The sequence below is a fragment of the Streptomyces bullii genome (assembly GCF_042657145.1).
Taxonomy (GTDB): Bacteria; Actinomycetota; Actinomycetes; order Streptomycetales; family Streptomycetaceae; genus Streptomyces; species Streptomyces bullii.
Genome location: NZ_JBHSNY010000020.1, coordinates 17,994 through 40,477, shown reverse-complemented (window position 1 = coordinate 40,477; position 22,484 = coordinate 17,994). Strand labels below are relative to the sequence as shown.

The window sequence follows — 22,484 nt, the reverse complement described above, 5'->3', positions numbered from 1 at the left end:
GCTTGGTACACCGTCGGGGCTACTAGGGCCTGTGTGATGTCGTGATCAATCTTGCCGATTCCGATCCGTGGCAAGGGGTGGATCCGGCAGGAAGACGGGTGTGACGCGCAGGCAACTTACCGAGGAGCAGTGGGAGTTGATCGAGCCGTTCCTGCCGATTGGCGAGTACGGCCCGTATCCCGAGCGGCTGCGGGAGCAGTTCGAGGGGGTGATCTAACGGTTCCGCACGAGCAGCCAGTGGCGGGAGATGCCCGGCGAGTTCGGCCCGTGGCCGACGGTCTACGGCCGTTTCCGGGTATGAAGGACGCCGGTGTCTTCACGGCTTTCCTGGAAGGGGACGGAACGGCCAGGACGGCTGTGACGAGCCCGAGCGGGAAGAGCGGCGGCACATAGGCGACGGCGCAAGCTCCGCTTGATGCCGCCGAGCGGCCCACCCTGGACCCCACGCCGAGGACGGTGGGAAGACCTCAGCCTTCCAGCGCGGTCTGGCGGCCCTCGCACAGTGGATCCAGCGCGAGGGCGGCCAGAAGGCAGTGCCGAGGGCACACGTCGAATGCGTCGTCGACGGCCGGAGCACCAGCACAAGCTCGGCGTGTGGATCTCCAACTTCAAGACCCGCCGCGGCCTCACCCACGACCAGCGCACCGCACACGCCGGACTCGGCATCGACCGGGCCTGACGACGAACGAGGAAGCGTGCCGTCCTCATCGAAGCCGACGGCTCAGCTGCCGATCGCCTCGCTGCGGACGAAGCCGGCGAAGCGGTCGGCGAACTCCGCGCTGACGTAGAGCCTGCCGTCGTTCTGCACGAAGAGCTCGAGGTTGTCCGCCAGCCAATTCGTGAAGACCGGGCCGGTGCGGTGGTCGTCGAACGCCTTGCGGTCCTTCCAGGCGCCGAGGAAGATCACCTCGTTCGCGGGGGGCGGGGGCTTGGAGCCGTCCACGATGGAGGTGTGCAGGCAGTACATGTAGGTGTCGGGCTCGTACTTCTCCACCTGCAGCACCAGTTCCTTCAGCGCCGTGACGGCCTCCTCCCCCCGGCCTTCGGCGTGCCACCACTTCGTGACGATGCAGATCATCTGGTCTGGCCCTTCCAGTGCTTGATCTCGTCCTGCAGCTTCGTCCGGTCCTCGGCGTTCGCGTAGAAGAAGCGGGGGCACAGCGTGTGCGCCGGGTTCACGGGGTTCGGTGTGCGCATCAGCGCGACGGCCTTGTTCTTCAGCGCGTACATGCCGTGCACGGCGAGCGGCAGCGGGTCGCCGGTCCTCTCACCGTTGGGGGCGAGCTTGTCCTTGACCTTCTTCCGCCCGCCCGCGAAGGCGAGATAGAGGTCGTCGACGAGCTGCGAGTACGCCAGGTCGAACTCGTTCAGCGCGGCGCCCTCGGGGCCGCCCGTGGTGGCGCCGTTGCGCTGGACGAACATCGCGGGGTGGACCGCGCCGTAGTCGACCAGGAGCAGGGAGCCCTTCGGCTCGTCCCCGGCCTTCTGGTCCGTGCGGAAGCGGCGGCCGGTCTGGAGTTCCCGGAAGCGGGCGTAGTGGGAGTACATCTGCCAACCGGAGTTGAGCCTGTCCTCGTCGGTGACCTTCTTGGCCTGCTCTTCCAGCTTGCCCTCCGGCAGCCCCTCACCCTCGTCGATGATTTTGTGGATGGCCGCCACGGCGGTCTTGCGGTCCTTCACCTCGATGGCCTGGCCCGCGCCGCCGTAGTACTCCGTGGCCCTCACCTGGCGAGTTGCGCTGAAGTCCTGGTCCGTGCACTTCTCTTCCAGCGCGGTCATGATCGCTTCGTAGAACTCGCCGATGGTGGGATAGCTGTTCTCGGCGCACCTGATGGCGCCCACCGCGGCCGCACCGTGGAACGGGTGCTCGATCTTGACGAAGCTGTCCACGGCCTGGCGTGTGAGGGGGCGCAGCGCGAGCTCGCCGATGCCGGAGATCAGGGGGTTGTCGAGCGGATACTCGGGGACCGGCTTCAGACCCTTGTGGCCGCGGAAGTCGACGGGCTTGACGCTCGGCGCCTCCCCGAGGGCGTTGAGGACGTTGGCGGCGAGCGCCATGTGGAGCATCTCCTCCATGACCACGCTGCGGATCGTCTGCGCCGCGTCGGTGTTGGTGCCGTCCTTGATGGAGTAGAGGGCGGTGAGATAGACGGGGATGGTGCTGAGCTCCAGGCCGACGGCCAGTTGCAGGAGAGCCTTGAGCTCCGAGATGTCCTTGATCGGTTCCGGTTTCTTGGGCGTGGTCACTTGCTCAGCTCCTCGGCGATCTCGTCACCCGTGCGGAGGGCCAGGGCGGTCATGGTCAGCGTCGGGTTGGAGGTTCCCAGCGTCGGCATGCTGCCGCAGCCGGCGATGAACAGGTTGGGCAGGTCGTGGCTGCGCTGGTGGCTGTCGACGACCGAGGTCTTCGGGTCGTCGCCCATCCGGTGGGTACCGACGACGTGCCCCGCACCGCGCACCCAGTAGTCCACGCCCTTGTAGGTCACGTGAGCCGCGTCGTCCGATTCGTAGTACGTGTAGTCACCGGTCTCGTAGTCGGGGCGCCGGTGTTTCTCCGTCATGCCGAGCCGCGCGAACAACTGCCTGCTGGCCTCTGCCGCCCAGGGCAGCGACGCCTTCACGTAGTCCGACAGGTCGTACTCGATGACCGGCCGGTATGTGCCGAGCGCGTCCTTGTAGTGGTCGTCGATGGTGACCCGGTTGCGTGCCTCGGGGTCCTGCTCCAGTTCCCAGGCGATCCGGAACTGGCGGGGCAGGATCTCGCCGAGCCGCTTGCGCAGTGCCTTGCCGTAGAGCTGCGCCCTGCCGTCGTGGCCGCCGCCGACGAGGTCGAGGACGGTGTCGTACGGCGCGTTCTCCGGGAAGTTCCAGCCCCAGTTGCCGATCTCCACGCGGAAGGCGGTGCGTCGGTCGCGGAAGATGCCGTCGCGGAAGGTGGGGATACCGGAGGTGGACCCGGGGCCCCGGAAGGCGCCGACGTTGTCCGGCAACAGGCCCCAGGTGAGCAGCAGCGGGTGGTCCATCAGGTTCCTGCCGACCTGGTCGCTGCTGTTGGCGGCGTTGCCGGAGGCAAGCAGGAGGGTGGCGTTCTCGATGGCGTTGGCGGCGAGGACGTAGGTGCGGGCGGTCACCGTGTGCTCCGTCGGGTCGGTGCCGTCGTCGTAGTACCTGTTGTACTTGAGGCCGGTGACCTTCGCCTGCTCCGTGCCCGCTCCCTCGGCGTGCATCACCTCCACGGCGACGGACTGGCTCTGGATGGCGACCCTGGCCCGGGTCCCGGGTTGCTCGTTCTCCTTCAGTTCGTAGGGATACTTGACGATCAGCTCGTACAGCGTCTTGAGCGCGTTGTACTTGGCCTGGACCGGACAGATCGGGATGCAGCTCGAGTTGCCCTCGCAGCGCTGGCCCCGGTCGGCGTTCCCCGCGGCGCCGACGATCCGGTAGTCCGTCGTGGTCGGGGTGGAGTTGCGGGCGACCGGCGTGTTGCTGATCCGGATGGCGAACTCGTGGCCCGGTTCACCCGGGTCCATGCCGGACAGCGTGATCGTCATGTCGTCGGCGTACTTCGCCATGTACTGGTCGAGGTAGCTGGAGGGGATCTCCTCCATCGGGAAGATGTACTTCCCGTCCCGGGTCTTCTTCGGGTCGCTGGGCCGGAAGTACTCGTCGAGGTCGTCGATGGGGTAGTACTGGTGCTCCACGTCGCCGGCGACGCCGATGATGTCCCACTCGGCCCGCTCGTAGTACGGCTTGAGGGTGTCGTAGTCGATCGGCCAGTCGACGCCCCTGCCGTACTGGCTGTTCATCCTGAAGTCGTTGGGCAGCATCCGCAAAGTGGTGCCCAGCCAGTGCAGCGTGGTGCCGCCGAGCGAGCGGGCGTAGTCGCTGCCGAAGGGCATCGGGCCCTTCTGGACGAAGTAGCCCTGGTCGCTGACCTTCGGCTTGCCCTCGGCGTCCTTGAGCTTCCTGATGTCCAGCACGTCCGGCTGCGGGGCCGAACTGCTGGCGGGGTAAGGCGAGTTGGGGACCTTGGCGAGCGCCTTGTGGTACGCGCCCACATAGGTGTCGTACTTGTCGGCGCTCAGGGCGGTGGCCCGGCCGGCCTCCAGGATCAGGATGCGGGGGAATTTCTTCTTCCTGGCGGCCTGTTCGATGACCGTCTTGGCGACGACGGCCCCGCAGATGCCGCCGCCGACGATGACCAGGTCGTATTCGGACGAAGCGGGATTGCTCATGGCTCTTCCTCGGCGTCGGGGGTCAGGGGGTCTGCAGGGACGGCGGTTCGGCCCAGGAGCCGTGGCCCGGGGGCTTGCCACCCATCGGGTGGGCTCCGGCGGCGACCCAGACAAGGCCCTCGCGGTAGCCCTGGCTGGAGATGACGTGCTCGACGTCGTCCGCGGTCGACCCGTGGAGATCGCGGTAGGCGCCGCTGAGCGGATACCAGTGGCCGAGGTACCAGAGCTTGATCAGGCTGACCACGACGGGCCCGAAGCGTGGGCTGTCGATCACGTCCTTCTTCAGGGCCGCGCCGTTCCTGGTCTGCTGGTCCGCGGTGAGCGCGTCGTTCGCGTACCGCAGCAGCTGTCCGGCTTCGCGTTCGCCGATCATCCGCAGCAGCGTGTCGTAGTACGTGTCGATCATGCCGGTGCCCGCCAGCTCCGCCCGGTCGAAGCCGGTGAGCTCGACGGAGAGGTCGGTGAAGATCTGTTTCGGGGTGGGGGGTGATGTGCTGTTGCCCATACGAGTACTCCCGTGCGGGGGTGAGGGGTGGGTCAGACGAGGGTGCGGTTGAGGGGGCTGAGGTCCAGCGGGCGGGAGAGGTCCGGCTCGAAGGTGGAGTCGACGGACTGCTGGAAGCGGAAGAAGCCCGTGGGATCGGCTTCCTTCTTGATCTTCCGGAGCCGGTCCAGGCTGTCGCCGTAGTAGGCCTTGGCCCAGTCCTTCTGAAGCGGGTCGATGTAGTTGACGTAGGCGCCGTGGAACTGGGAGCTGAGCGCCTCGCCGAAGTCGTAGGCCCACTCGACGTTGGCCCGGGTGTCGGCCGGGTCGTTCCAGATGGACTTGAGCTCGAAGATGTAGCGCTTGTCGCGGTGCGGGTACGGACCGAGGTCGGTGCAGTCCGGTTCGAGGACCTTGCCTCGACCGTGGGTCCACACCACGAAGCTGTCGGGCGAGGGCGCGGCGGCCATGGCCTCCTGAACGGCCTTGATCATGTCCGCGTTCCAGCCCGTGTCGCCGATCATCCCCGAGCGGATGTAGGCCAGCCGGTCGCCGACCAGGGTGGAGCGGCCGATGGCCATCTCCAGCGCCGGCAGCGGCACCGAGTGCAGCTGCGCTTCGAAGGGGTTGAGCCGGAGCATCGGCTGGAGCAGGTCGATGCCGTCGGCGTAGGCGCCGTTGAACACCGGCGTGATCCGGAATGACGGAATGCGCCGGGTGGGCTCGGCGGGGTCGGGCTGGAGGCCGGCGTACCCGTAGGCCGCCATCGCGTCGGGAAGCTTCTTCGCCCACGCGTCGTAGGCCGCGATCACCTCCTCGGCGCGCTCCAGCGGGAAGGAGAGCTGGCCGCCGAGCACCGTCTTCGCCGCCGGGGTGTGCAGTTGCAGGGTCATCTCCACGGCGACGCCGAAGTTGCCGCCGCCCCCGCCCCGGCACGCCCAGAACAGGTCCCTGTCGTGTGGGTCCTTGGCGTCCGCGGTCAGGGTGCGCAGGGTGCCGGCGGCATCGACGAGCTTGATCTGGGTGACGTTGTCGCTGCCGAGCCCGTAGGAACGGGAGACGAAGCTGTAGCCGCCGCCCTGGAGGAACCCGGGCAATCCCACGGTGAGACAGCCGCCGCCGACCGGGATCAGCGGAGCGGCACTGCGGTAGACGTAGCCGTAGACGTCGTTCCAGGTGGCGCCCATCTGCACGGTCAGCCGCTTCTTGGCCTTGTCCAGGCTGATGGCCTTCATCAGGCCGAGGTCCAGGACGATCCCGCCCCGGTTGAGGCAGTACCCGGCGGCGCTGTGCCCGCCGCCGCGAACCGTCAGGGGCAGCTTGGTCTCCTGGGCGAAGAGGAGGGCGCGGCGGATGTCGGCTGTCGCGTTGGCGCGGATGACCAGGGCCGGGGGCGTGCGGGTGCGGCCGTTGTCGATCGCGACGACCCCGTCGTACTCGGGGCTGCCGGGCTCGCAGACGTAGCCGCTCAGATGCCGGGAGAGGTCGTTGACGGCGGCACGGAGGTCGGTCATGTTCCCTCTTCCATGCCGCCGTACGTCCTGAGGGCGCTCAGGCTCGGGACGAAGAAGTACTCGCCGCCCTTCATGGTCACCCGCTCACCGACGTGCTCGGAGAAGGTGTGGCCCACCACCGCCGGCGGCACCTTCGAGAAGTCCAGCTCGTTGCGGGAGCCGTACAGCTTGGGCCAGTCGCCGTTGACGATCGGGTCGGGATTCGGCTGGTCGAGCTTGCGGGTGCCGATCACGGGGTCGAGGCCGCTCTTGTCGCGCAGGAAGTCCTTGTTGTTCGCCCACTGGTTCTGGATGAACTCGAACTGGTCCGCGATGCTGCTCTGCGCGCACAGGAACAGCAGGCCGACTTTGTCGTCCTTGCCCGGCTGCAGGGTCACCTTGCCGTAGCTGACGGCCCGGCGGACGATCCGCACCGTCCGCTCCTGGGTGAGGGGCTGACCGAATTGGCGCTGCTTGTCGCCCCGCGGGTTGGTCTTGCGAACGTGCGCCTGGAAGGGACAGCGGACTCCGTCCGGGTCGGCGTCGAAGGTGAAGTTGTTCGGCATGGGTCCCAGGCCCGCGACCTCGCGGTCCACCACGGGGGTTCCGTCCTGGAACCGGCCGACCATGTACGCGCCGGCCAGGGCGACGTCCTCCTCGGTGGGGGTGGGCGTCTTCGGGTGGGCGTATTCGGCGATCCTCTTGGCGAGGACCTTCTCGTCCTCGCGGAAGCCCTGCACGTCCTGTTCCAGCTTGCGGTACACGAAGTACGAGCCGTAGCCGGTGTCCTCGCCCCCGGGTCCTCGACCAGCACCTGGTCGAGCGGGGCGCTCGGGTCGTACTGGTCGATGCCCCCCTGCAGGGTCCGGGCCTTGTCGATGTCGCGTGCGTAGAACAGGGGCTGGCTGACGCCGTCGACGAAGCCGAAGTGCTCGCGAACGGGGGCGGAGGGGTCCTCCTCGCCGTTCGCGTTCAGCCGCATGGCGGTGCCGGTCTCCTCGCCCACCCTCACGCAGAGGTCCCCGAGCAGGATCTTCAGCTCCGCCACGCGGATCTCCAGACGCTCCGTGACGTCGTCGGCGACGATGACGAGGGCGTGGAAGGTGCCCTGGAAGTTCTCCTCCCACTGCGTCACCGGCGCGTCCTTCAGGACGTCCACGCGTGCCTTGGCGCCGGCGAGGAAGGAGGGGTCGTCGGGCATGCACTCGTCCAGCCTGAGGGCGCGGTAGCCGTCGGCCGAGAGCATTACGCCGACGAAGGTCTCACTGACGGACTTGAGCAGCGCCGTGACGTCCTTGTCCGCGATCGCGCCGTTGCCGCGGATGGTCTCCTTCACGTCCCGGTACGCCTGCGCCTCGTGCCACTGCTGCAGGGCCGAGGTGACCAGGCCCAACTCGACCAGGCCCGTGAGGAACGCCCGGGCCTTCCCCCGCTGCTCGGGGGTGTCGGTCTTGAAGGTGATGATCAGATGGCGGCTGTGGTCACGCCCATGGCTCTTGAGGATGTTGCCCTGGAGGTCGCCCAGGACGGCCCTCACGGCCTCCTTCGTGTTGCGGGTCGGCGGGATCTCGATATCGGGGTCGATCGCCGTTTGTTTCAGATCGATTGCCATACCCTCCTCATCACACCGAAGAGAGTGAAAGTAATCGTGCCCCCTTGCATACCTTTGGCATATGCGAGGGGCAACGAAAGGGCTGCGACGTGCACGGATGAACGACACGGGAAGGTGTGCGCGGATCAGCGACATTCACTCGCCCGCAGTAGCGTCCCCCGGGCCCCAAACCCGCTGTTGGTGGTTCGGTGCGGAAGGTGAATGGTGCAGGACCACGACCAGTACCGGCTCTTCCTCCGCTTCGCGAAGACACTCAGCTTCATCCGCACTGCGGCACTGCCACGTCAGCCCGCCGGATTGTCCCGGACCGTGCAGCGGCTCAAGGCCGTCGCGGTCCCTTGAGCGCTTTGACCTCGGGCGCTCTGGGGGCGGAGCTATGGCTACGGCAGGTGACGTGCAGCCCTGCGTGACATTCGGGGCCGCGGTCTGGACGGCTCTTCAGCACTGGCCATCTGCCAGACTCATATGCCCTGTTCAAACATTCGCCTGCCGCTCCGATTATGGGTCCGGCAGCGTCGTAACTCCGGGCAACCGCCCGCCGCGCAGCGGGATCCCTTCACTCAAAACAGCCCGCGCCGCCGGGCTGGTGTGAGGTGCCGCGGCAGCCCCGGTGAGGTTCCGGGTGTCCGCGTTCTTCCTGGTGTCATGGCCGTCGCAGGCCGGTACGGCGCCGACACCGCCGAGCGGAAGGTTCTGTTCGTCCAGACAATCCCGGCGCTGATCGCCCTGACCTGGCGCTGCCCGCACACTGAGCCCGGCGTCCTGGCGTCAGCTCTGGTCCCTCAGTCCCCTCGCCCGGCCCTCCTCGTCCCACTCGACCTCCTGGATCCGCACGACGGCGCTACGGTCGAGAGGGCCGAGGACATGGGGGAAGAGGGTTCCCTCGGCGACGCCGGGCGGCGGAGCGGGAGCCGCCGCCTCCCACGCGCACCGTGCGGTGAGCCGGTCCTCGTCGAGGAGCAGTACCAGCAGCGGCCTCGGCGCGCCGCGGTAGAAGGCGTTGACGACGGCCAGCGTGGTCTCCGCATCGGGAGAACAGTGCACGAACCCGTCCTCCTCAAGGGAGACGGGCGCGTACGGCTGGCCGGGACGGGCGTTCCACTCACCGAGCGGTACAACGTGGTAGATCATGGCCCGATTAGACAGCCCCCGGGACCGGCACCGGAAACGCCGGACTCCAGGAACGCTCGCTGCAACGGATACCGGCGCTGCCCCCTCTTCCAGGGAGGCGCCCGCAGGGAGCAGCCTGGTGACGCAGGCCCCCGTAGGCGCCGACCAAGCAGGCACCCCGGATGCCAGCGAGAAGCGCGAGGACTCCGCAGGGCACAGCCCGCCCCGGATCGCCGCCGACCAGCCCGCCCGGCTCGTTTACATCACCTCGATCAGATAGCCGTCGGCGGCTGGTGTCCGCCACCCCCCAGCGCTCCCGTCATGGTGGCGGCCCTGTCCGGCACCGTGGCCGGCGACGATGTCGGACAGGTGCGGGTTATCTGGTCGGATGAGACGCCGCCAGCGCACCACAGCGGGCCGCCGCGCTGCGCGCAGCCGCCACCGTCCCGCCCGGAGAGGGCGCCGTCCCGTCCCGGTGGAACGACCGCGACCGACTGTACCCGGGCGGCGTGGGCAAGGGCGGCAGCGAACGGCGTACGCGTCATGCCGTGGGCACCACCGTAGAGGCCCACTGACATCGCGCGCGGCTTGGCGACCACCGCGGACCAGTCAGGGCCCGGCGCCGCCCAGGCCCCTCGCAGCCGGGCGCTGTCCAGCCGCCCTGCGGCAGGGCGTCATGCAGCCCCGCCGTGTCCACGGCGACGCTCGCCCACCAGTGACACCTCCACCAGCGAGCAAACCGCGGCCCGTTCGAACAGCGCATCCCGAACGCTTGGTCATGCACGAGGAGAACTCGTCCCGCAGCAGGACAGTTCCGCGAGCGGCTCCTGCCGGACAGCAGGGTGCAACAGACTCATCCCCGGCCTTCCTGCTCGGTGGGTGCGTTCCGTGGCCGGAGCACATGTTCCGCCGAAGGTCGCTTGCACGAGCGACAGTTACCGACGCGTGTGATCAAGTGCGACGAGCAGTTCGAGGCCCCGGACCAAAGATGAAGTCAGGGTCTCCTCCCCGGCGCACCCAGCCGCACTGCCGATCGACATTCGGACCTGGCCGGCCGAGCGCTGCACGACAAGATGACAGATGGCGGGCCAGAGACAAGCGCAGCAGATGAGAAGGAACATGGTGGCCGGACGGGTGTGACCGGCAGCAGGCGGCGGGGGTTTCGCAGTCCGACGACACCGCTGAGCACCGAGGGATTGCCAGTGGCACGGGGGGTCAGCCGGACGGGGAGTCCCAGGGCGGGCGGCGCGCGGCTGGGACTATCGGGAGTATCGACGAGATGTGCCGCTGAATTTAACCTTGCTGGCTTAATCGCGCAAACGCGCAGAGAACTTAGTCAGTTAGATTGCGAGCCACAACGTGTCGCCCTACTCTCGAAATGTCGGCACGCTATCTCGGCCAATCAGGTGGACGAGGACCGGCTGCCAGCTTCCCGCCTGCGAGGGCGGCGATCCGATCTGCGGCTCGCGCCATTACAGGCGGGCCTCTGCCAGAGGAAGGGAAGAGTAGCCAAATGAGCGTTAAACTCAGCGTCGCTGGGGCAATAGTAGCCCTGACCGCGAGCTTTGGGCTCACACCAGTAGCCCACGCCGCGCCTGCTGTCTCGCCTCCGGCGGATTGCCCTCAAGGGGACTTCTGCATTTATTCGAGGCCGGGTTATAACGGGTTGTTCAAGCACATTACACCGCCTGAGGTGCCGTGGTTCCCCTACGGCGGATCCGCGTGGAACGCCACTAAGGAATGTATCGAATATGACATCGATGGCGTTCCCGTCAAGATAATCAAGCCGAACGAGGGCGTGGGGTTTGTCGTGTCCGCAAATACCGACGGCCGCTACGTTCCGTGCCCAAAGTAGCAGGCTTGCCATAGGCGCTCGGGGCACGAGGATAAAGATCGAAGGCGGCAGGCTCCAGCTGTAGACATCACCACGCTGGAACCTGCCGCATTCGAATTCGGGCAACTCTGCCCATACCCTGAGCCCTTTGCGGGGTGATCAGATAGCAGCCATGCGGCAGAAAGCATCACCGATTACCACTCACGGTTTTCGGGGTCTCGCTGAGACGGCGGGAATGATGCCCTTGAGGTTCCCTGACGCCCTTCCGCAGAACTATCGGATCACGGTGCCCTCGATCACCGGCAAAGTGCCCAGCTGGGAGATGCACGAGGAGTGGGGGCAACCTGGGGTCGAGCCGATCCCAGGCCCTGACGGTGGGCTGGCGTACACCACGATGAAGTCCAGATCACCGTCCTTCCACTGCCCGGCCTGCATGCCGAACGACACTGACACCCTCCCCAACCACAACGTTGGCCTTCACGACCACAACGGGGTCGTGAAGGCCAACGTCAAGTGCCTGCCCCGAATTCGCCAACAGTGTCTCTGGAATGCTGGGGACAAGCGCTTGCGGGGTGTGCTTCCAAGAGCTGTCCCGTAATGATCTTTGATGTGCTGGATGGCCTGCTCGTTTCTCTGTCACCCGGCGAGAGTGAGGTTGTGCAGGCGGGCAAGGCCGAGGCGACGGCGCGGTGTGGTGGCTGAAGTCGGCGACCGCGTCGGGCGCGAAGTCCTTCGGCCCGTCGGCTGGGAGTGTCGACCCCACGAGCACCGGGTTCGGAACGGCACTGGGCGGCTGACGAAGGCCCCCTGCCCTTGCCCCAGAAGTTCACCGAACTCCCGTACAACCCTCCGGTACCATCGCTGGTCTTCTACTGGCAGATCTCTCACGTACCTACGTCACATGGCAGTTGGGCCGACGCCCAGGCGGCGCGACCCCGGCTCCTGGCTCCCTTCTGGAGTTCCCTTGCGCACTCGTCCGTTCCTCCTGGCCGCCGGCCTGCTCACGAGCACGCTTGCGCTGACCGCGCCCACCGCCCACGCGGCTGGTCCGGCCGCCCCGTACGACTTCAACGGCGACGGCTACCGCGACCTGGCGATCGGCGCCCCCGGCGCGACGGTCGGCGGCAAGACCAAGGCCGGCGCGGTCACGGTCGTCTACGGCGGCTCGACGGGCCCGAGTACGGCCAAGTACAAGCTCCTCACCCAGAACACGACCGGTGTGCCGGACAGCGCCGAGTCCGGCGACGGCTTCGGTACGGCGGTGGCCTCGGCCGACCTGAACAAGGACGGCTACGCGGACCTGGTCGTCGGCACACCCGGCGAGGACCGGAACGGCGACACCGACGACGGCATGGTCCAGGTCGTCTGGGGCGGCACGTCGGGCCTGTCGGGCTCCCTCACCCTCACCGGCGGCGGTGCCGACACCGACCGCCTCGGCCAGGCCCTCGCCATCGGCGACTTCGACGACAACGACAAGATCGACGTGGCGATGGGCGGCAGGGGCGCCGTCGACCTCGTCATCCTCCAGGGCCCGTACACCAGGGCGGGCGGCGCCGACGGAGGCCTGCGGGCCGCGTCAATGGCGAACGCGCCGAAGCCCTACGACCCGGCGTACGGCGTGGAGTACCTGTCGGCGGGCGACATCAACGGCGAGGGCTTCGACAGCCTCGTCGTCCACGGCCGCAAGAAGGGCACCGACGACGCGCTCACGGCGGTCGCCGACACCCGCGTCCTCGACTTCCTCGGCTGGATGGAGTACGTGCCGGGCGGCTATGTCTCCGCCGTCGGCGACGTCACCAAGGACGGCCGCGCCGACCTCCTGATCGGCAACCACCGCGAGCCCTCCGCCGACCCCTCCGGGGCGCTCGGCGGCAAGGCGACGCTCGTGCTGGGCGCCCCGGAGTCCCAGTGGGTCAACGCCCGCTCCACCGCGACGATCGCCCAGGACGCCTCCGGTGTCCCCGGCACCGCGGAGCCCGGCGACGGCTTCGGCGGCGGCGTCGCCATCGGCGACTTCACCGGTGACGGCTACGGCGACCTGGCCGTCGGCGCGCCGTACGAGTCCTTCGGCGGCGCCGAGGACACCGGCACGGTGACCCTGCTCCGCGGCATGAGCGTCGGCTGGTCGCCGACCGGCGGGGTCACCCTCTCCCAGTCCACCTCAGGCGTCCCCGACACGGCCGAGTCAGGCGACCGCTTCGGCGCCCGCGTCGTGCTCTCCGACACCACGAAGGACGGCAAGGCCGACCTGACGGCGGCCGCCCCCGGCGAGAACTCCGGCGACGGCGCCCTCTGGTGGCTGAAGTCGGCGACCACGTCGACCGCAAGGACCTACGGCCCCGCGAAGTTCGGCATCTCCACCACCGGCACCCCGGCCTTCGGCGCGACCCTGCGCGGCTGACCCACAAGCGACCCCACGACCTCCCGAGGACCCCTGCATGCCCAAGCACACGACGGCGACAGCCCTGACCACCGCGTTACTGACGCGCTGGCCCCGCTGACCCTCCCCACCCCGGCCTCCGCCGCACCGGCACGACACGCGGACGACTTCAACAGGGACGGGTAGCGGGACCTGGTGGTCGCGGCGCCCCAGCAGGGCGGCTGGCCCCGGCGCAGCTACGCGCCAGCGACGTCAAAATCGTCTCCGACTACCCCGGGGCCGCCGGCTTCGAGCGGCAGCTTTACGGCAGCGCCTGGAAGTGGAAGTGCCCAGCCTGCGGCGCCTGGGGTTCGGGCCGACGATGCCGATCGAGCAGGCCGTTGGGACCTGGATGCCTGGACATCGTCGACCCGGACGACGTCGCCGGCTACCGCCATCCCCGCAACACCGGCCGCTGGGCCTGATGCCAGCTGTGCTGGAGGCGTTCGCGCGACCACGGCCACTGAGCGAAGGCGCCCAAGCGGCCGGAGACCCGATCGAAGTCTTGCCTGCCGTCTTCCACGCCCTGTGGCACGGACAGCTGACGACACCGCTGGTGGCGCCGCCGCACGAACGCGTCCTGGTCACCGCCCGGGACTCGAGCGGCCCCGGCAAGGTGGGAAGTGCCGGGTGAGCGCGCGGCGCAATGCCCGGCCGGCGGGTGAAGGTCGGGGCTCACGTCCGCTTCCGCGGCGTGAAGTAGCAGGTGGCCGCCCTGGCCGGGCAGGACATCCACCTCATCGGGCGGGACGGCGGCGGTGAGGCCGTGCCCGTCGGCCACCTGTTCGCCGACCCCGACTTCGCCATCGTCGGGGCCGACGTGCCCAAGCGGCCCCTCAGTGGGGGCTGTTCGAGACCGCCCCCGCCGCGGCACGCGAGAAGACACTGGCGTGGCAGCAGCATGTGAGAGAGGTAACGCCCGCCACCGCGACGTCCTGGCCGCCGAACTCAAGGAACGCGCCCGCATCCGCAGCGAAAAGGCATCCGCTGGCGCGGACGGCCTCTCGCAACTGCAGCTGAACAACCCGGTGGGAGTCGGCGACCTCGGCAATGTCAACGGGGATTGCCAAGGCAGTGCAGGGAACAGCAGGGCGCCAAGCGCCTCGTCTACCGCTGGCCCGACCGTCGACGTGCGCGCCGGACGAGCATGACTACGGTCGCCATGCCCAGGACCAGGAACCCGAGTACCCCGGCCACCCCGGCTTCGAACGGCGGGCCGGAGATCGGCACGACGAGGGTCTCACCGGAGGTCGTTGTCACCTCACAACCCCGCCCGGTGATCGTGGCGCCGTTGAAGTCCGGATGCAGCTGTCCCTCCAGGCACTGCTTTGCCTTGAGGTTGGTCGCCGCCGCCCAAACGAACAGACCGCCGCAGAGCAGCATCCCGATAAGCAGGACTCTGCCGATCGGCAGTTTCATGGCAAGAACCTTTCCCGTCTGGAGGGGACCGCAGGGACCGCAGCATACGGTTGCAAGGCCGACCAACCAGCAACCAGGTGGACCTTCCCGGTCACAGCACTAGCCACACCACAACAGCCACTTGGTCACCCCATGACAGCACGCCAGCCCCGCGCCACGCCCACCACCAGGACATCCACACCACAGTTTCGCTGACGCCCACCCGCTGCCCACCCCACCACGCACTCACAATCGTGTCAGCGACCGGGCCGGGCGACGACCCACCGGCCCCGAGCTCTCCAGCGGGCGCCGGGGACCCGGTGTTGACGGCGCCGCAGTCCTGCGGGGCTCGAGTTGCAGCCAGCAGCCGAAGTGCCTCGCTACTCCAGGTGGCCGGACCGGAGGACGAGGGCGCGGAACGACGCCACCACAGGCCGCAGATCGACTCGGTGCCAGGTGGCCCACAGCCCGATCGACCTGTGGTGCCAGGACAGTTCGCGCACCGCGACCGTTTCCGCCAGGCCGCGGACCATGCTCCGCTGCACGACCGCGAGTCCGAGCCCGGATGCGACCAGGCCGAGCGCGGTCAGCGGCTCCGCGGCTTCCATGCGGATGTCCGGGGTGAACCCGGAGGCGACGCAGGCGGCGACGAAGGTATCGCGCCAGGCCGGGTCCTGGGGATTCTCGACGGCGATCCAAGGCTGCCCGTCGAGGTCCTTCGGCGTCAGCTCCTCCCGGTCGGCGAGCGGATGCCGTGCCGGCAGAGCGAGCAGCAGGGGATCCTCCAGCAGGGGTGCGGCCAGCAGGTCCGGATCGTCCGCGGGCGGTGGCTCCTGGACGAGCGCGATGTCGAGGCTGCGCTGGCGCAGTCCCTCGAACTGGTCGGCGGGAGGCAGGCTGTAGAGGGCGACGTGGATGCCGGGGCGCTCGTCGTGCAGTGAGCGCAACGCCTGCGGCAGAACGCCGGTGTGCATGGCGTCGGCGACGTAACCGATGCACAGACCGCCCTCCTCTCCGCGGCCCAGCCGACGCCCCAGGTTCTCCAGGCGGTCGGCGTGCCGCAGCAGCGCACGGGCTTCGGACAGGAAGACCTGCCCGTCCCGGGTGAGGCGGATCCTCTGCTGGCCGCGTTCGAACAAGGTCAGGCCCAGGTTCTTCTCCAGCTGAGCGATCTGCCGGCTCAGCGGCGACTGGGAGATGTGCAGCCGCTCGGCGGCCCGGCCGACGTGTTCGGTCTCGGCGACGGCCACGAAGTAACGGAGTTGTCGCAGGTCAAGCATGTAAGACCTCGGAGGACTCAACTCTGTCCAAGCAAGTCTTGGACAGTCTCAAGTCGGAATCCTAGCCTCGAACACGTCAGGCCGTCGGCGACCGACAGATCGTGACAGATCGGCGATCGGTCGCCCGGCCCTCCATCCCCGTAGCAAGAAGAGGTCCGCAATCGTGTCCATCACCTCCTTCCTGCCCGGCCGCCTGGGCTTCGGCACCGCACCGCTGGGCAACATGTTCCGGGCCATCCCCGACGAAGAGGCCGCGGCGACCGTCGAGGCCGCCTGGGACCAGGGCATCCGTTACTTCGACACCGCGCCCTTCTACGGCGCGGGCCTGTCCGAGATCCGGCTCGGTGAGGTCTTGTCCGGCCGCCCGCGCGACGAGTTCGTCCTGAGCACGAAGGTCGGCCGCGTCATCCTCGACGAGATCGAGGACCCCTCCAGCCGCGATCTGGGCGAGAAGGGCGGACTGTTCGAGCACGGCCGCCCCAACAAGATCGTCAACGACTACTCGGCGGACGCCACGCTGCGCTCCATCGAGGACAGCCTCCAGCGGCTGAAGACCGACCGGCTCGACATCGTGTGGGTGCACGACGTCGCGCAGGACTTCTACGGCGACGCCTGGCTGGCGGCGTACGAGTCGGCCCGCACCGGCGCCTTCCGCGTCCTGCAGCGGCTGCGCGACGAAGGCGTCATCAAGGCGTGGGGCCTCGGCGTCAACCGGGTCGAGCCGCTGGAGCTGACGCTGGACCTGGAGGAGCCGAAGCCGGACGCGTTCCTGCTCGCCGGCCGCTACACCCTCCTCGACCACGAGCGCGCCCTGCAGCGGCTGCTGCCGGCCGCGAAGGCCCAGCACGTCGACATCGTCGTCGGCGGACCGTACAGCTCCGGCGTCCTGGCCGGCGGGCAGCACTTCGAGTATCAGAAGGCCCCCGCCTCGGTCGTCAGCAAGGTGGAGCGCATCAAGGCGCTCGCCGGGCAGCACGGCGTGAGCATCAAGGCCGCCGCGCTGCAGTTCGCGCTCGCCCACCCGGCCGTCGCCGCCGCCATCCCCGGAGCCACCCGGCCCAGCCGCATCGCCGAGGACGCCGCCGCGCTCGGGGAGATTGTCCCGGCGGCCTTCTGGACGGCTCTGCGCACGGAGGGGCTGATCGCCGACAACGCCCCCGTACCCACCCACTGACCTCCACGACCCTCCCTGGAGACGACCATGGCCACCACGACCGCGACCATCGACATGCCCGTACCGGCCGACCGGATCTGGCAGCTCATCGGCGGCTTCGGCTCCCTGCCGGACTGGCTGCCCTACATCCCCGGCAGCGAGCTCGGCGAAGGCGGCCGTATCCGCAGCCTCACCAACGAGGAGGGCGGTGTGATCGTCGAACGCCTCGAGAAGTTCGACGACGACGCCCGTACCTACACCTACTCCATCCTCGAAGCGCCCTTCCCCGTCACCGGTTACCGCTCCACCCTCACCGTGCGCGAGGTGTCCGGCTCCCACTCCCGAGTCGAGTGGTCCGGCACCTTCACACCGGCGGGAGCGAGCGAGGAGGAGGTGATCAAGCTGTTCCACGGCATCTACACCGAGGGCCTGGCCGCCTTGAAGCGGTCGCTCGACGCCTGAGAGCGGACGCGGACCGTGCCCCGGTCCGGCGCCGGGCGGAGTCAGCCGCCCGGCGCCGGCAACGGCCGCCTCGGAGGAGCGTCCGGCCGCACCCCGGCACAGCCCCCTGGTGAGGGCCGGAGCTCGGCAGCTTCGTCACGGTAGGAGGCGCTTACTGGGGGACAAGCCCCGCATCTCCTTGGCCGTCAAGATCCACTTCGGCTTCCGTGGCGGTGTCATAGACACGCAGAACCTGGTCGGCGCCCGTCATATCCAGGATCTGCCGCCGCGGCTGCGGCACACACGCCAGCACCAGCTCGGCACCGCTCACGCGGGCCTGTCGACCAGCGCTGAGGAGGCCTTCGACCCAGCAGAGTCGCAGAATGACACCCCTGAAACGTCCAGCACGAGGAACTTGCCGCCGGCGGGCAAGCCCTTGATCCGCTCCCCCAAGTCGGGACTGGTCAAGTGGTGCATCTCGCCGCTGACCTTGGCCACCACACGGCGGCCCACGATGGTCGTCCCGACCGAGGGATCACCTGCCAAAACGCTCTCCCGACCGTCTCCTCAGGAGATGCCTGGCGGACCTCCCTGAGAGACTGCCTACTCACCCGCTCCGGACCTGGCCATGCGCTCAGGGCTTTGCAGCGCCGACTCCCGCGTGACGGCGGGGACGCTGTCCGCGTAGCGCCAACCGCCAGCCACTCCCAAGCCCGCGGGCTCCGGGTCGGCCCAATGCGCCCCGCGTGCCCCGGGCCGGTCTCATGGCATCGTCCGCCATACCTCGGGCCCTCCGCCGTGCCACTCGATCAAGGGTGAGTCGGCCACATCGACCTCGTCCAAGCACTCCAGACCGGACCGCTTCAAGAACACGCTCAGATCGTGCAGGCCGTACGCCGTACCCAGCGTCTCGGCATCGACCTGGACACGCCGACCGCCTGTCTCGTCGGGCGGGGACACGATCACGCGACGTTCGGCCATGCCCCCAGCCTCACCCCGCCCGCGTTCCCTCGCATACCGGAGAGAACAGTCCCGGTCGTGCCTCTCTCTGGCAGCCGGCCACCGGGCACGAGCAGGGGCAGGCCCGCCACGGGGGATGAACGAGCCCGCCCCTGCACATCGGTGCCCACTTGCCCCCTCCACGGAGCGCAGGCACCCAGACCCCAGAGGGGATCACTCTCCTCAGCGCCACAGACGACCAGAACGTCACGTTGCGGCTCGCGTACGCCATCCGCGTAGCCGACCGGCCGACGCGGGACGCACGCAGGGCAGGCAGACGGCGGGACGCATCTGCCTGCCCGTGCGGCAGGCACCCGCTGATTTCGGGGACAGCGAGGCACCCGCGGGGAACCTGGATCCTACGTCCGTAGCGGGGGTATGGACCGGCTGTCACAGCGACCTTTCCCTCGGTCCCGGCCGAAGCCGGCTCGGCCGTCGCCCGTCCCCATCTGCCTCGTCATAATCGGCCGACCGTTGTTCCAAAAATACGGTGGCTACGACGGCCAGGGCTCGTCCATCCCTGCGAGGCGCTGATCATCGGGACAGCGATCACCCTGATGACCCGCCGACTCAGTCGTTCAGTTCGCTGAGTACGCCCATCGCCTGGTCCAGGAGCACGGGCCGCGAAGTCTTCGCGTTCCCGGTTGTCCAGGCGTCGGTGGCGGCGTCCAGGCAGGCGATCGCTGACGCGACGAGGGCCTGGGCCCGGTGCCTCCGGGCTCACGCGGTACCGGGGGACGTGGCAGAGCGGGACAGTGAGAGGATTGCGAGGGTGATGGCAACAACCAGTGACATCGAGAAGGCGGCCGGTGTGCTGCGCGCTGGGGGCCTGGTGGCCTTCCCGACCGAGACCGTCTATGGTCTGGGCGCCAACGCCGAGGATGCCGCCGCGGTCGCGCGCGTCTTCCAGGTCAAGGGGCGCCCGCCCTCCCATCCGCTGATCGTCCACATCGGCGGCGCGCAGCAGCTGGGCGATTGGGTAGGGGATGTGCCAGCGACTGCGCGCCTGTTGGCCGAATGCTTCTGGCCGGGGCCACTGACGCTGGTTCTGCGGCGCGGACGCAGGGTGTCTCTCGAAGCGACTGGTGGCCTGGAGACGGTGGCCGTGCGCGTGCCCGCCCACCCTGTTGCACTCGCGCTGCTCTCGGCCTTTGGCGGCGGTGTGGCGGCCCCGTCCGCCAACCGCTTCGGCTCGGTCAGCCCCACGACGGCGGACCATGTTCGTGGGGAGCTTGGTGATGCCGTTGGCTTCGTGCTGGACGGCGGCCCCTGCGAGGTCGGCGTCGAGTCGACCATCGTCGACGCCACGGGCGAGATCCCGAGCGTCCTCCGGCCCGGCGGGGTGACGCGCGAGGACCTCGAAGCGGTCCTGAGCTGCCCGGTCGCGGTCCACTCGACGAGCCGTGTTCGGGTGCCGGGCCAGCACCCGTCCCACTACGCGCCGCGTGCGCGGGTGGTCCTCGTCGAGCCGGAGAAGGTGGTCGCTGAAGCGGAGCTCGCGCAGGAGCTGGGCCACCAGGTGGGCGTCTTCCTTCCCCCCTCCCTCGCCGACGCCCCGGTGAAGGCGCACGCTGTGGTATCGGTCCCCTCTTCGATGGCCGCCTACGCGCGTGGGCTGTACGGGTTCCTGCGCGACCTCGACCAGCAGGGGTGCGACCTCATCGTCGCGTCCCTGCCCGTGGAGGAGGGGTTGGGACTCGCGATCGCCAACCGGCTCCGCAGAGCTGCAGGGCCCCGGCCCTCTTAAGTGACCAGCACGCACGCCGTTCAATGGTCCTGCCGGAGCGCCCACCGGATGCCCGTTTTGACGCACATTACGCAAGGGCCGCGCCGCTCCTGATGGAACCGTCGCCCGCAGGGATGAGTAGCGTGCCCACACCTGCTCCCGGCTGGGGTGCCGGGCGGATTCGTAACGGACTGGGTTGGGCGCTCACCGGTCTGGCAGACCGGGCACAGCTCGTGCAGCCATTCATCGCTGATGACCGATCCCCGGCACACCTCGCAGCCCGTGGCCCGCGCCAGGTCGGCGCGGGCCACGGGCTGCGCGCGGTCGGCTCCGTGAGCCATCGGCGGGAAGCTCCTCCATGGAGGGTGTCCTCTGGCTGCGGCACATTACGCTGAGCAGCCACCGCCGGGGCGGTCAGGACGCGGCCGGGATCGCCGCATCAAGGCCGCGGGCCGCCACGAGCTCCGCACTGCCGTCGGCCAAGCGGTAGCACAGGCCCACCACGGCGGCCTGGCCAGCGGCAACCTTCTCGGCAAGAACCCGGGAGCGCTCCAGCAGCAGGTCGACGGTGTGCCGTACGTGCTCGGCGAGGATCTCCTGCGGCTCAACCCGTCCGGCGGCCCGCGCGGCCAGCACGCTGGGACCGCTTGTCCTCGCAGGCCGCTCTCCCCGCACATCTGCCCGTGCCCGCACCGACGCCGAAGTCAGCACCGCAGCCACCCCCGGCCGGACGAGCGGACGTCGTGTCAGCGGTCGAAGAGGACGTCGACGCGGCCCTGACCAACAACCGGCTCGCACGGGAACGTTCCTACTACGACCGGACCGCGGACACCGCCGCACGCGACGCGTACTACGCGGACGTCGGCACCGGCGACGGTGACACGCTGCGCCGTGCGCTGACCACGCTGCTGACGGAAACGCACGAGCCCCAGCCGCGGTACAAGCCGATGAGACTGGTGTACCCGTGGGTCGACCTGCACAAGGACGGCCGACTGCGCAGCATCTACTGCGGCAGGGACTTCTCCGCCGAAGAGCTCATACGGGCGGACGCGGCCGTGGCGGAGGCTCGGCTGGCCCGGGTGCAGGAACTCCTGTTGCAGGAAAGCACTGCGGGGCCGGCCGAGTTCGAGGCGGAGTTCGACGCGCTGGAGGCGTCCATGCCGTTCAACTGCGAGCACGTGGTGCCGCAGTCGTGGTTCGCCAAGAAGGAGCCGATGCGGGGCGACCTGCATCATCTGTTCGCCTGCGAGGTGGGCCGCAATAGTTACCGGGGCAACTTCCCGTACTTCGATTTCCCGGACTTCGACGAAGCGGTCCGGGACGCCTGCGGAATGCGCGAGCGCGAAGGGTTCGAACCGCAGGAGGGCAAGGGCGCGGTCGCCCGCGCAACCCTGTACTTCCTCCTCCGCTATCCGGGCCAGGTCGGCGACGCGGCACGCGAGTTCCCCCAGGCACGGCTGCCGGTCCTGCTGCAGTGGCACGAGCGTGAGGCGGTCACCGAGTACGAGCTGCACCGCAATGCCGCCATCGCGGGGATCCAGGGCAACCGGAATCCGCTGATAGACCATCCCGAGTGGGCAAGCGAGATCGACTTCGCAGGCGTCTGGCCCTGAGGTCTCTCCCACGGCCGGTCGGCCTTCCAGCATCCGCGGCGACTCGACGAACACGGACCCGTCGATGGGATCATGGCGCGGAATGAGAGACAGCAGCAGAGCCCCAGGGCACGGCGCGGAGCGGGGCGCGGCGTGACCTGACTGGAGTGGCAGCGGGAGCGGACGAGCGAGTATGAGCCGGGGCGTCGGCGATTACCGGAACCACCCTCGAGCGGTATCCCCATCTCGGCAGGCTTCGTGCAGCCGCTGCTGCCCCGGTCCGAGCGGGGCCGCAGGCGGCTGGACGACCGGACGGTCCTCAATGGGATCGTGTGGACGTTCCGGACCGGCACGGCCTGGCGGGACGTGCCCGAGCGGTACGGATGCTGGGCCACGCTGCACACCCGCTTCCGCCGCTGGGCCAAGGACGGCACGTTCGAGCGGATGCTGCGGAGGGCCCAGGCCAAGGCCGACGCGGCCGGGGACATCGAGTGGCTGGTGTCGGTCGACTCCACGGCACAGCGGCGAGGTTGACGCAGCCGACCTGGCGGGGAGCACCGGGCAGTGCGTTGTCACAGCGCACATCCACAGTGGAATGCTTCGTCGGCTCTGATGGCGCCACCCGCTGGGAGTTGCTGAACGTCCAGGGCGACACACCCTGAGTTCGTAGTTGCTGATCGTGTCACCGCAAAGGTCTGTCCGCTCGGT

23 protein-coding genes and 3 pseudogenes are annotated in these 22,484 nt (G+C 68.9%); 15 read left to right on the top strand and 11 right to left on the bottom strand.

Going from position 1 to position 22,484, the window contains the following annotated elements; all coding sequences use genetic code 11:
* Nucleotides 1-100: 100 nt before the first annotated feature.
* Nucleotides 101-336: pseudogene (locus tag ACFPZJ_RS37685) on the top strand (transposase); the annotation flags it as partial.
* Nucleotides 337-553: 217 nt separating this feature from the next.
* Nucleotides 554-679, top strand: a complete 126-nt coding sequence (locus ACFPZJ_RS37680; protein WP_381031301.1) for a hypothetical protein — start codon at nucleotides 554-556, stop codon at nucleotides 677-679.
* A 42-nt stretch (nucleotides 680-721) separates the two neighbouring features.
* Here ACFPZJ_RS37680 and ACFPZJ_RS37675 read toward each other — a convergent pair whose 3' ends face one another.
* From ACFPZJ_RS37675 to ACFPZJ_RS37650, 6 genes are read right to left on the bottom strand one after another with little or no spacing between them, the layout of a single operon-like run.
* Complete coding sequence (locus tag ACFPZJ_RS37675) at nucleotides 722-1,078, bottom strand: putative quinol monooxygenase (protein ID WP_381031299.1); 357 nt, start codon at nucleotides 1,076-1,078, stop codon at nucleotides 722-724.
* On the bottom strand, nucleotides 1,075-2,247 hold the full coding sequence (locus tag ACFPZJ_RS37670) for a ferritin-like domain-containing protein (RefSeq protein WP_381031297.1): 1,173 nt from the start codon (nucleotides 2,245-2,247) through the stop codon (nucleotides 1,075-1,077). The genes ACFPZJ_RS37675 and ACFPZJ_RS37670 overlap by 4 nt, the downstream gene beginning before the upstream one ends.
* Nucleotides 2,244-4,235: a GMC family oxidoreductase gene (locus ACFPZJ_RS37665; protein WP_381031295.1), complete on the bottom strand. Its 1,992-nt coding sequence runs from the start codon at nucleotides 4,233-4,235 to the stop codon at nucleotides 2,244-2,246. Before ACFPZJ_RS37665 ends, ACFPZJ_RS37670 begins: the two co-directional genes overlap by 4 nt.
* 22 nt (nucleotides 4,236-4,257) lie before the next feature.
* Nucleotides 4,258-4,740 (bottom strand): hypothetical protein, encoded by a 483-nt coding sequence (locus ACFPZJ_RS37660; RefSeq protein WP_381031293.1) that lies wholly within the window; start codon nucleotides 4,738-4,740, stop codon nucleotides 4,258-4,260.
* Nucleotides 4,741-4,772: 32 nt separating this feature from the next.
* Nucleotides 4,773-6,233, bottom strand: coding sequence for an FAD-binding oxidoreductase (locus ACFPZJ_RS37655; RefSeq protein WP_381031291.1), 1,461 nt, complete (start codon nucleotides 6,231-6,233; stop codon nucleotides 4,773-4,775).
* Entirely contained in the window at nucleotides 6,230-6,976 is a 747-nt protein-coding gene (locus ACFPZJ_RS37650) for a Dyp-type peroxidase (RefSeq protein WP_381031289.1), read from the bottom strand. Before ACFPZJ_RS37650 ends, ACFPZJ_RS37655 begins: the two co-directional genes overlap by 4 nt.
* A gap of 164 nt (nucleotides 6,977-7,140) precedes the next feature.
* On the opposite strand from ACFPZJ_RS37650, the gene ACFPZJ_RS37645 reads away from it, so the two are divergent.
* Nucleotides 7,141-8,025, top strand: coding sequence for a hypothetical protein (locus ACFPZJ_RS37645; RefSeq protein WP_381031287.1), 885 nt, complete (start codon nucleotides 7,141-7,143; stop codon nucleotides 8,023-8,025).
* A 567-nt stretch (nucleotides 8,026-8,592) separates the two neighbouring features.
* Here ACFPZJ_RS37645 and ACFPZJ_RS37640 read toward each other — a convergent pair.
* Nucleotides 8,593-8,955, bottom strand: a complete 363-nt coding sequence (locus ACFPZJ_RS37640; protein ID WP_381031285.1) for a DUF952 domain-containing protein — start codon at nucleotides 8,953-8,955, stop codon at nucleotides 8,593-8,595.
* Between the two features lie 118 nt (nucleotides 8,956-9,073).
* Between ACFPZJ_RS37640 and ACFPZJ_RS37635 the strand changes: the two genes are divergently transcribed.
* The 6 genes and pseudogenes from ACFPZJ_RS37635 to ACFPZJ_RS37610 form a co-directional block, all read left to right on the top strand.
* Nucleotides 9,074-9,214: a hypothetical protein gene (locus ACFPZJ_RS37635; protein ID WP_381031283.1), complete on the top strand. Its 141-nt coding sequence runs from the start codon at nucleotides 9,074-9,076 to the stop codon at nucleotides 9,212-9,214.
* Between the two features lie 1,098 nt (nucleotides 9,215-10,312).
* Nucleotides 10,313-10,789: a peptidase inhibitor family I36 protein gene (locus tag ACFPZJ_RS37630; RefSeq protein ID WP_381031281.1), complete on the top strand. Its 477-nt coding sequence runs from the start codon at nucleotides 10,313-10,315 to the stop codon at nucleotides 10,787-10,789.
* Nucleotides 10,790-11,732: 943 nt separating this feature from the next.
* Entirely contained in the window at nucleotides 11,733-13,169 is a 1,437-nt protein-coding gene (locus ACFPZJ_RS37625; RefSeq protein WP_381031279.1) for a hypothetical protein, read from the top strand.
* 523 nt (nucleotides 13,170-13,692) lie between these two features.
* Nucleotides 13,693-13,821, top strand: coding sequence for a hypothetical protein (locus ACFPZJ_RS37620; RefSeq protein ID WP_381031278.1), 129 nt, complete (start codon nucleotides 13,693-13,695; stop codon nucleotides 13,819-13,821).
* Between the two features lie 72 nt (nucleotides 13,822-13,893).
* Complete coding sequence (locus tag ACFPZJ_RS37615; RefSeq protein ID WP_381031276.1) at nucleotides 13,894-14,094, top strand: hypothetical protein; 201 nt, start codon at nucleotides 13,894-13,896, stop codon at nucleotides 14,092-14,094.
* A gap of 7 nt (nucleotides 14,095-14,101) precedes the next feature.
* Nucleotides 14,102-14,205: pseudogene (locus tag ACFPZJ_RS37610) on the top strand (integrase); the annotation flags it as partial.
* Nucleotides 14,206-14,294: 89 nt separating this feature from the next.
* Here the strand turns inward: ACFPZJ_RS37610 and ACFPZJ_RS37605 are convergent.
* A complete protein-coding gene (locus ACFPZJ_RS37605; RefSeq protein ID WP_381031341.1) occupies nucleotides 14,295-14,606 on the bottom strand; it encodes a hypothetical protein in 312 nt (103 codons plus the stop codon).
* 359 nt (nucleotides 14,607-14,965) lie between these two features.
* Nucleotides 14,966-15,865, bottom strand: coding sequence for a LysR substrate-binding domain-containing protein (locus ACFPZJ_RS37600; protein ID WP_381031274.1), 900 nt, complete (start codon nucleotides 15,863-15,865; stop codon nucleotides 14,966-14,968).
* Between the two features lie 163 nt (nucleotides 15,866-16,028).
* On the opposite strand from ACFPZJ_RS37600, the gene ACFPZJ_RS37595 reads away from it, so the two are divergent.
* From ACFPZJ_RS37595 to ACFPZJ_RS39940, 3 genes are all read left to right on the top strand, one after another.
* Nucleotides 16,029-17,039 carry an aldo/keto reductase gene (locus tag ACFPZJ_RS37595; protein WP_381031272.1) on the top strand — a complete coding sequence of 337 codons (1,011 nt, stop codon included), beginning with the start codon at nucleotides 16,029-16,031 and terminating at the stop codon, nucleotides 17,037-17,039.
* 27 nt (nucleotides 17,040-17,066) lie between these two features.
* Complete coding sequence (locus tag ACFPZJ_RS37590) at nucleotides 17,067-17,480, top strand: SRPBCC family protein (protein WP_381031270.1); 414 nt, start codon at nucleotides 17,067-17,069, stop codon at nucleotides 17,478-17,480.
* Nucleotides 17,481-17,658: 178 nt separating this feature from the next.
* Entirely contained in the window at nucleotides 17,659-18,054 is a 396-nt protein-coding gene (locus tag ACFPZJ_RS39940; RefSeq protein WP_461097715.1) for a hypothetical protein, read from the top strand.
* Nucleotides 18,055-18,221: 167 nt separating this feature from the next.
* Here the strand turns inward: ACFPZJ_RS39940 and ACFPZJ_RS37580 are convergent, their stop codons facing one another.
* Complete coding sequence (locus ACFPZJ_RS37580) at nucleotides 18,222-18,440, bottom strand: hypothetical protein (RefSeq protein ID WP_381031268.1); 219 nt, start codon at nucleotides 18,438-18,440, stop codon at nucleotides 18,222-18,224.
* A gap of 793 nt (nucleotides 18,441-19,233) precedes the next feature.
* Between ACFPZJ_RS37580 and ACFPZJ_RS37575 the strand changes: the two genes are divergently transcribed.
* Entirely contained in the window at nucleotides 19,234-20,205 is a 972-nt protein-coding gene (locus ACFPZJ_RS37575; protein ID WP_381031266.1) for an L-threonylcarbamoyladenylate synthase, read from the top strand.
* Nucleotides 20,206-20,598: 393 nt separating this feature from the next.
* On the opposite strand, the pseudogene ACFPZJ_RS37570 reads toward ACFPZJ_RS37575, so the two are convergent.
* Nucleotides 20,599-20,826 (bottom strand): annotated as a pseudogene (locus ACFPZJ_RS37570) (carbonic anhydrase); the annotation flags it as partial.
* 101 nt (nucleotides 20,827-20,927) lie between these two features.
* On the opposite strand from ACFPZJ_RS37570, the gene ACFPZJ_RS37565 reads away from it, so the two are divergent.
* Together ACFPZJ_RS37565 and ACFPZJ_RS37560 are read left to right on the top strand one after the other, a co-directional pair.
* Complete coding sequence (locus tag ACFPZJ_RS37565; RefSeq protein WP_381031264.1) at nucleotides 20,928-21,797, top strand: endonuclease I family protein; 870 nt, start codon at nucleotides 20,928-20,930, stop codon at nucleotides 21,795-21,797.
* Between the two features lie 237 nt (nucleotides 21,798-22,034).
* Complete coding sequence (locus tag ACFPZJ_RS37560; protein WP_381031262.1) at nucleotides 22,035-22,310, top strand: transposase; 276 nt, start codon at nucleotides 22,035-22,037, stop codon at nucleotides 22,308-22,310.
* Nucleotides 22,311-22,484: the final 174 nt, after the last annotated feature.

Excerpts from the sequence above, each read along its gene's own strand:
- ACFPZJ_RS37680 (WP_381031301.1), top strand. The coding sequence starts at position 554 with ATGCGTCGTCGACGGCCGGAGCACCAGCACAAGCTCGGCGTGTGGATC.
- ACFPZJ_RS37675 (WP_381031299.1), bottom strand. The coding sequence starts at position 1,078 with ATGATCTGCATCGTCACGAAGTGGTGGCACGCCGAAGGCCGGGGGGAG.
- ACFPZJ_RS37665 (WP_381031295.1), bottom strand. The coding sequence starts at position 4,235 with ATGAGCAATCCCGCTTCGTCCGAATACGACCTGGTCATCGTCGGCGGC.
- ACFPZJ_RS37660 (WP_381031293.1), bottom strand. The coding sequence starts at position 4,740 with ATGGGCAACAGCACATCACCCCCCACCCCGAAACAGATCTTCACCGAC.
- ACFPZJ_RS37655 (WP_381031291.1), bottom strand. The coding sequence starts at position 6,233 with ATGACCGACCTCCGTGCCGCCGTCAACGACCTCTCCCGGCATCTGAGC.
- ACFPZJ_RS37640 (WP_381031285.1), bottom strand. The coding sequence starts at position 8,955 with ATGATCTACCACGTTGTACCGCTCGGTGAGTGGAACGCCCGTCCCGGC.
- ACFPZJ_RS37630 (WP_381031281.1), top strand. The coding sequence starts at position 10,313 with ATGTCGGCACGCTATCTCGGCCAATCAGGTGGACGAGGACCGGCTGCC.
- ACFPZJ_RS37605 (WP_381031341.1), bottom strand. The coding sequence starts at position 14,606 with ATGAAACTGCCGATCGGCAGAGTCCTGCTTATCGGGATGCTGCTCTGC.
- ACFPZJ_RS37600 (WP_381031274.1), bottom strand. The coding sequence starts at position 15,865 with ATGCTTGACCTGCGACAACTCCGTTACTTCGTGGCCGTCGCCGAGACC.
- ACFPZJ_RS37590 (WP_381031270.1), top strand. The coding sequence starts at position 17,067 with ATGGCCACCACGACCGCGACCATCGACATGCCCGTACCGGCCGACCGG.
- ACFPZJ_RS37580 (WP_381031268.1), bottom strand. The coding sequence starts at position 18,440 with ATGGCCGAACGTCGCGTGATCGTGTCCCCGCCCGACGAGACAGGCGGT.
- ACFPZJ_RS37575 (WP_381031266.1), top strand. The coding sequence starts at position 19,234 with ATGGCAACAACCAGTGACATCGAGAAGGCGGCCGGTGTGCTGCGCGCT.